We start from the raw sequence: 6,815 nt of genomic DNA on the forward strand, positions 1-6,815 counted from the left end.
GCTGCGTAGGCCACGGCAAAGCCAGATAAGGCGATTCACATCGAATTTCGCCCGGCGGAGCAGGACGGTATAGAGGCTGAAACAGGACGCGCCCGCGACAATTCACAGCCATGTCCCAGTTATGCCACAGGTCCCGTGCGCTGCAGTTGAAGGCGGCGGCACTTCGTCTATAGAGGACGACCTCCAGCCCGGGGGACCCGCGACGATGAAAACGCAGCATTCGCGATGACTAGCCGCTGGCTGCTTGGGACCGATCGCCGACGAGCTTCGGCAGCTTTTGCGCCAGTATGCGCCCCGCAGCGTCAACGACTACCCCAGGACAGAAGGCATCATCTGATTATGCTCAGTCGCGGTGCTCGGGCATCTGCTTGAGCTCGTCCTCGGTCCAGCTCGTGACGGCATGAACTTCGCCGTCTTCATCGCGCATGAACTCAAGATCCGAGATCGGAACGGCAACAGGCTTCGCGCCGATACCCAGAAAGCCTCCGACGTCGATGACTGCGGAGCCGCCCGCGCCCGCGCCGTGGATATGATCGACCTTGCCGATCTTGTGATCGTCGGCTCCATAGATGGTGGCGCCCTCGAGGACGGCAGGGGTAAGTTCCGAAGTCGTCAAGCGTACGTGGTTGGTATGATCCATGATCGTTTCCTCTTTGTGGAGGAGGGGTAATCGGAACGCAAACCGAATGTTCCGGCAGTAGGCGAATAATCAAGATCCCTTCATCTTTCTCACCAGATTGATCCATGCCGATGCCCTGGCCGGGGATGCAAGATGCTTTGACTGTGGGGCAAATATCAAACAAGAAGGCGGGGTAGTTTTGCTACAAGCCGCCCCACTCAATCAACAAACGGTCCTTGAAAGCGATACCGTTCGATCTCACTTTATATGCTGACTTCATTTTTGAACTGACAGCTCCTTGCCAAAGAAGCTGCCGCCGGTGTTCAGCAAAGACGCCTGGTGACGTCAGGGAAACCAGCATGGCTATCATTGACCAAATTTTTGTCTCCTCCGGTCGCTCAATAGTGGGCGGAATAGGCGAGGAAACAGTGTTCCTTATCTTCTCAGTTCGCGGCACATTGGAACGGAAAGTTCTGATTCCGTCTGCGCGTGCTTTTGACGCGGCCCGCATCTCCAATCGAATGAGGTGACTTTTGACGCAGTTCTTCGAAACCACTCAAGGGATAATGGCAATGGGAGCGCTGATTGCTGCCGGTGGCTTTACTGCTGGCGCCTGCATCCCCACCGTGATTCAGCTTGCAAGAAAGCAGATCAATCGGCGCCCGCGAAGCGAGGCTAGAAATCTGGCAATGATGACGGTGTTGGCGCTCGACGACTTCGTCGGAGCGAGCTATGCGGCAGTCCGGGACACCCCCGAATTCAATCCGATGGACGAAGGCGAATTCGCGTTTCACGTTCCGGATCCTGTCCTTTCGCTTCCGAAGGACGCCGATTGGAAGCTTTTCACCACCGAGTTGTCAGACGAAATCTTGTGGCTGTCGAACCGGGTCAAGAACCTCAACTATGCGTTGGATAGCCTCGATCTGTCTCGGGCCGGGTTCGATGGATTCTTTGAGAAGCGTCAGGAAGGTTATGCGGGTCTTGCAGCCGAGGCCATGGACCTGATTGAGCGTATGCTCGAAGAGTTCGGTCTGACGCTGCCTACCAAGCCTGACTACTATCGCCAGCGTGAGGGCCTCGTATCGGCGATCCAGAGCGTGGGAGAACGAAGCTCCGGCCGTCGAGCGACTGGGACTGTCACGCAATCGAACGGATCGAATGTCCTGCAACTATTTCCAAAGACAGGTGATGAAGCCGACTGATCTAACGCAATGAATCGCTCTGCTGACGGCAGGAAATTTCGATTGAGATCTGCAATAGGGAGTTGAAATGCAAGAGCAAGCGCTGAACCCGATTTAACTTGCCACGTTGCTAGTGCAAGCCCGGTGAGCCGTTTATCTTCCAAGACCCATCTGCCGGACAAGCGACACCATTGAACCGTGTCACGCCCTCAAGACTTTGCTTGCTTGTGACAAAGTCGCGGCATCCGTTTGGATTGTCTGTGCCCGGCCGGACCTGCTCGATAACCCCGGCGCTGCCAGTTGACGGATTGGCCCAGGCAAGCGGATCAGAACCGACCGTGGCCCGTCCCACCGTCTCGGCAATCACCGCTTGGTCAGTGATCGGAACTGCCGTCGCAGCGCCCGGAGCGACCGTGGACGTCTGCAGGGGCTCGGGATGTGAGCAAGCGGTCAGCACCAGCGCAGGGGACAAGATGGCAATCACGATCAGTTTTGAAAGCATAGAGTGCAAACCAGCCTTTCGGACGCTGCGTATGACATCGCATTGTGACCAGATGCGGGCGCGATTGACTGCTCATTTCGCCGGACAACAACAAAACTCTCGAAAAGTACGGCTCGAATTCTCAAGGACCCAATAGGCTGGGCTCGCAAATTGCGCATCTTCAGGAAATCGGTCGCGGTGCGCCAATGACTACCGCCATTTCTCCGTGAGAAATCCCGACGATCCTTGGACGGGGTCGGTGTGGGGCAGGGGGACTGACGAGATTTTCGCCAGCATTTCGCTTGAAGGAGCGCACGTCTGAATGTCGGCATGCTGTCCCTTAGGATAAGCGCCTATCACTTGGAAGTCCGACGTGCACCCGAGATTTCGGTGCCCTGTCCCGGCTGGAAGTACCAGGCAGTCTCCCGCTATCACATCCAACTGTTGACCGCCCGGACCGCCGATCAACAGCGTGGCGCTACCAAGCGCAATTCCCAGCACTTCATGGGCACCGGAATGGTAATGCTGATAATCGAAGACACCGTTTGTCCAGATGCCTGTCCAACCGTTTGCAGCGAAACGACGGTCGAAATCGGTAGCTCCACCGTCAGCAAAAAGGCCTCTGTAAATCAATACAGGAAGATGCGGATTGTTCGGGACCCAGTCGCTCGGCTTGAAAAATATTGTCTCGGTGTTCATGCTGAATTCCCAAGGTCGTTGTCGATTGCCGCGACGCGACGGCCATCGATCCGTCGACGTTGTTCGCCCAAATCTTACGCCGCGTTTCCATTGAGCTCATCTGCGACGATGTTCTCAAAGCTAAACTTTGGGGGTCACCAGCGGTTCCCTGACATGCCCTAGTTTCGGAAAGGCGCACTCCGACGAGATGGATGTCATCGGCGGAATGGCGGTAGTTGTCGGAACCTCATCGACGGGCGGGAATACGTGTGAGGAATCGCCTTTCGTCGTCTCCTTCCCGAGGGGACAAAATCCACGGATTGATGGTCCGCTCGGTAGTTGCTTTCCGGTTGCCGTCAAAGCGCCGGAGGGCGAACTCACGCTCTCAACGCCTGCGACGCCGAACCAACCTGGTCAGAAATGGCAGTGGACGGCCAGCATTGGTGTCAAAGAAGTCCAGGGCGATACCTTCGTTGCTGATACGTCAAAGGGCCGGGTCCAACTGAGAGAGCCTTCGGTTACGCATCCCGTAGGCCGCTGGATTATGCGGAGGTGGCCCCTGAGATCGACCGCCTAGCAGGTGTGCCGACAAAGCGTTGGCCCCGGCAAATGTCCACGGATCAGGAAGTCGTTGTCGTTGCAGACCGAGCTTCGAGAACTGTCATCTCGCTTGGAAGCCGTCCGGGGAGAAGATCAAGGTGAATCCCGACGTGAAATATGGCGTAAAAAGGCGAAGGCGGAACTTCGTCAGTGGCGGCTAAATGGAACTAGGACGACAGGAGGTCCGACCAGATGACTTCCCGGGATCGCTGAAGCCCGAGCTGGCGACCGTTTGACGAACAGTCACCGTTGGACGACGACCTGCGTTCCCGGCTGAACCATCTCGTAAAGCTCCTCCACGTCCTGGCGGTACATCCGAAAGCAGCCGCTCGATGCATTGGTGCCGATGGAGGAGGGATCGTTGGTGCCGTGGATGCGGAGCAGTCCGTCGGCAAGATAGATCGCGCGGGTTCCAAGCGGATTGGCGGGACCGGGTTTCACGACTGCCGGAAGCCTTGGATTCTTCTGCCGCATGCTGGCCGTCGGCCGCCATTCAGGATGCAATCGTTTCGATACGACCCGCGTTGTTCCGTACCACTGCTTGCCCTCACGGCCGACAGCGATGGGGTAAGCGAACTGCTCACCCCATGGTGTTGTGTAGATAAGGGTATGCTCACTCGTGGCGATGACGATGGTTCCCCTCCCAATTCGCGTTGATGGCTCCTGACGTTCTTGCAAAGGTTCCCGATAGCTGGGCTCTGGCTCGTAGTAGGGAGGAGGGGGATAGGGGCTGTAAGGGTCATCATAGCCATAGCCGTCGTATTCATCGTATCCATCATACGGTGCGTAAACTTGGGCTTGGGCATGCATCGCTGTCGCAAAGAGGGCCGCAGCAAGGAAAACCAGCAATCTCATTCTTCGCCATCCGCTTGTTATACAGGCATGATTGGGCGGAATTCTGTGGCGGCACTATGGCGGGGTCGGTCTGGATTTCACCGTGATCTTCGTCGCTACCGTCACGTCGATGAAGCTCATGTCCTACGCCCCCGTTTTATGCCCTCCTGATCGCCGCCGTCCGCGCCCTCCCGTTGGGCAGCCCATGTGAGCAGCGCGTCTAAGCGGGACACAGGGCCTGGCCCCAGTCCGTCAGGTCGCCGGGCGGGATCGAGACCGACGCCGCCGTAGCCCTGGCACAACGGCTCGCGAGGGAGGTCGGCACCGATTATGAAGGCGGCAAGAAGATCATCATGAACTCTCTCGGCGGAATTCCGCTCGGGCGACCGGCGAAACCCGGCGAGGTGGCCGATCTGATAACCTTCCTGGCGTCCCCACGCGCCGCGGCCATAACCGGTACCGAATATGTCATCGACGGCGGGACCGTTCCCACCGCTTGAGAATTCCGAGCGCAGTGGTGGCGATCTCCTCCGCCAGTTTTCGCACAGCCTGGGGTGGTGCGCCCCAAGCGGAACAGCTTGCCGGGGGCAGTCGTCCCGGGTTCCGCTCGTTCCGAGCGGCGCGATGCTAACCCTCCTGCGGCTGCCCTTTTAACCGGTCAAGCCGTGCGCGAACTGGCGCCGGCGCGGGAGCGCCTTTGCCTGGTATGCTCATTGTTTGGAGGGGCGCCCTTGCCATGGGCGCACGGCGGCGTTCCTCGGCGCCATTTTTCCGCCATTCCTGCTGTGACCATTCTCATCCCTCGTCCTATGAGACTCGCATGGACAGTCCGATAGCTGCCCCTTGCTCTTTTTCCTTACTGTGGATCGTCCGTCTTCTCTTTGCCGATTTGCTGGTTGCCCAGCCGCAGGATCTGCGAGAGCATCCGCTGGCCGTCCTTCGAAAGCATGTCCTTGCCCTCCTGCAGGGCCTCACGCCATGCAGGGCCGCGCTCCTCAGCCTCGTCATAGGCGAGGGCGAAGTCAGACGATCTCCGTGTCTCGTAGAGCGCCTCGAACAGGAGTTCCGCTTGCCGGAGATCTTTGTCGCGCTTCAGGACGAAGTGCCCGTCTGTACGCCGTTTGGTAGCAATGATCAGCTTGTGGACAGCGTACCGGGACGGCTCCGGGACGTTAACCGGCACACCGCTCTTGTGAAGCAGCACGGTCCTCATTGGCTCTCGAATGAGGAAATCCAAGAACCGGAGCGGATCTGAGCTGGCGCCGCCGGGAGCAGGCATCTTGGCGGGTTGGTCGATGTAATCGTCCGAGGCACGGTTTGATGTTAGGAACTGGACCCGGTAGCCGCCCTTGGTTTGGAAAGCGGTCGAAGCTGCGGCGCCCGATCGATGAGGAACCGGACGGAATGTCGGATCCACCGCCTGCAGCAGATCGAGGATCGGGGGCAAGGTGTCTTCAACTTCACGGGAGATCGTATAGTCCTGGGCGATGTCCGCATCCCCCGTGAGGATCGCAGCCAGAGGCAGGCGGACGCCGAGGAGTCCGGCGTAGGTCTGGAAGGCGACCGTGCCGATTAGGACGGCGCGGAGCCGGAACAGGCCAGCGACCGAAAGCGCCTCGAYGATGTCGCCTGACATTGGGTCGGGCGCGACCATGCCTCCCTGTCGCGTCAAGCTCGCGACCATGCGCCTGCGGTCGCGCAGACTCTCCTTGTCGCGCTTAAAGTCCTCGACGCGCTGCGCGATCTCCGGATCGTCTGCAGGGCCGACGTAGCGACGCTTCTTGCCGCCTGATCCATCCGGCATGTCGAAATACCAATACCGTTTGCCCTTGACCTCCATTGTGATGAAGCGGCCTTCCGAGGGGAAGTCTGCTGTCCATGCAGCGTCCATGGTCCGCTGCGCCAGCTCGGCCAGCATGGTCTGGTACATCAGATCGACAGTCTTCATGGCAGCTCTCGCTTATTATGACCATTTCAACAAGAATGGTAATAACCGACGTAGCACCGGAGAGGAACAGGGTTGTCTCATGGACTATTGTACGGACTGCGGCTGCGGCGTTCTTGTCCACCGTCTCCTTCAAGGCGTTGATCGCTTCGCAGATCTGCACATCGCCGCCGGCAATTGCTGCCGTGGCATCGAATGGGTGCGACATGCCCTCGGACACCGCGGGTGAGACTTCAATACAGCAAATGTTAGCTCTCTCCGCCGGTCACCAATGGGATTCGAGCGGCTGGGTGGGGTCTCTCGCCGCTAAATGGATGTCTGCAGCCCGAGTTCGACCACTCGCCCGGACGGCAGCCCGAAATAGTCTGTCGCATTGCTGGCATTTTGCGCAAGAGAGATGAACAGCCGGTCCTGCCAGAACGGCAGGCCACCTTTCTTTGACGGCAGGATCGTTCGGCGGGACAGGAAGAAGGAGGT

The 6,815-nt window shown here is 58.6% G+C and carries 8 protein-coding genes and 1 pseudogene; 3 read left to right on the top strand and 6 right to left on the bottom strand.

Annotated elements, in window-relative coordinates:
* Positions 1 to 343: 343 nt before the first annotated feature.
* Positions 344 to 640 carry a PRC-barrel domain-containing protein gene (locus tag AC1ECN_RS37780; protein WP_018069899.1) on the bottom strand — a complete coding sequence of 99 codons (297 nt, stop codon included), beginning with the start codon at positions 638 to 640 and terminating at the stop codon, positions 344 to 346.
* Positions 641 to 978: 338 nt separating this feature from the next.
* Between AC1ECN_RS37780 and AC1ECN_RS37785 the strand changes: the two genes are divergently transcribed.
* Both AC1ECN_RS37785 and AC1ECN_RS37790 read left to right on the top strand, forming a co-directional pair.
* Positions 979 to 1,149: a hypothetical protein gene (locus AC1ECN_RS37785; RefSeq protein WP_165406684.1), complete on the top strand. Its 171-nt coding sequence runs from the start codon at positions 979 to 981 to the stop codon at positions 1,147 to 1,149.
* A 3-nt stretch (positions 1,150 to 1,152) separates the two neighbouring features.
* Positions 1,153 to 1,821: a hypothetical protein gene (locus AC1ECN_RS37790; RefSeq protein ID WP_024319924.1), complete on the top strand. Its 669-nt coding sequence runs from the start codon at positions 1,153 to 1,155 to the stop codon at positions 1,819 to 1,821.
* Positions 1,822 to 1,930: 109 nt separating this feature from the next.
* Here AC1ECN_RS37790 and AC1ECN_RS37795 read toward each other — a convergent pair whose 3' ends face one another.
* The 3 genes from AC1ECN_RS37795 to AC1ECN_RS37805 form a co-directional block, all read right to left on the bottom strand.
* Positions 1,931 to 2,302 (bottom strand): RT0821/Lpp0805 family surface protein, encoded by a 372-nt coding sequence (locus AC1ECN_RS37795; RefSeq protein ID WP_130655405.1) that lies wholly within the window; start codon positions 2,300 to 2,302, stop codon positions 1,931 to 1,933.
* Positions 2,303 to 2,491: 189 nt separating this feature from the next.
* Positions 2,492 to 2,980, bottom strand: a complete 489-nt coding sequence (locus tag AC1ECN_RS37800) for a cupin (RefSeq protein ID WP_024319925.1) — start codon at positions 2,978 to 2,980, stop codon at positions 2,492 to 2,494.
* Between the two features lie 822 nt (positions 2,981 to 3,802).
* Complete coding sequence (locus AC1ECN_RS37805) at positions 3,803 to 4,414, bottom strand: L,D-transpeptidase (RefSeq protein WP_130674084.1); 612 nt, start codon at positions 4,412 to 4,414, stop codon at positions 3,803 to 3,805.
* Between the two features lie 230 nt (positions 4,415 to 4,644).
* On the opposite strand from AC1ECN_RS37805, the pseudogene AC1ECN_RS37810 reads away from it, so the two are divergent.
* Positions 4,645 to 4,893 (top strand): annotated as a pseudogene (locus tag AC1ECN_RS37810) (SDR family oxidoreductase); the annotation flags it as partial.
* 356 nt (positions 4,894 to 5,249) lie between these two features.
* Here the strand turns inward: AC1ECN_RS37810 and AC1ECN_RS37815 are convergent.
* Positions 5,250 to 6,341: a nucleotidyltransferase family protein gene (locus tag AC1ECN_RS37815; protein ID WP_477955937.1), complete on the bottom strand. Its 1,092-nt coding sequence runs from the start codon at positions 6,339 to 6,341 to the stop codon at positions 5,250 to 5,252.
* 303 nt (positions 6,342 to 6,644) lie between these two features.
* Positions 6,645 to 6,815, bottom strand: a 171-nt coding sequence (locus AC1ECN_RS37820) for a KUP/HAK/KT family potassium transporter (RefSeq protein WP_477955938.1), incomplete at its 5' end; no start/stop codon positions are given.

The organism is Rhizobium sp. 01N447_2, from assembly GCF_056399245.1.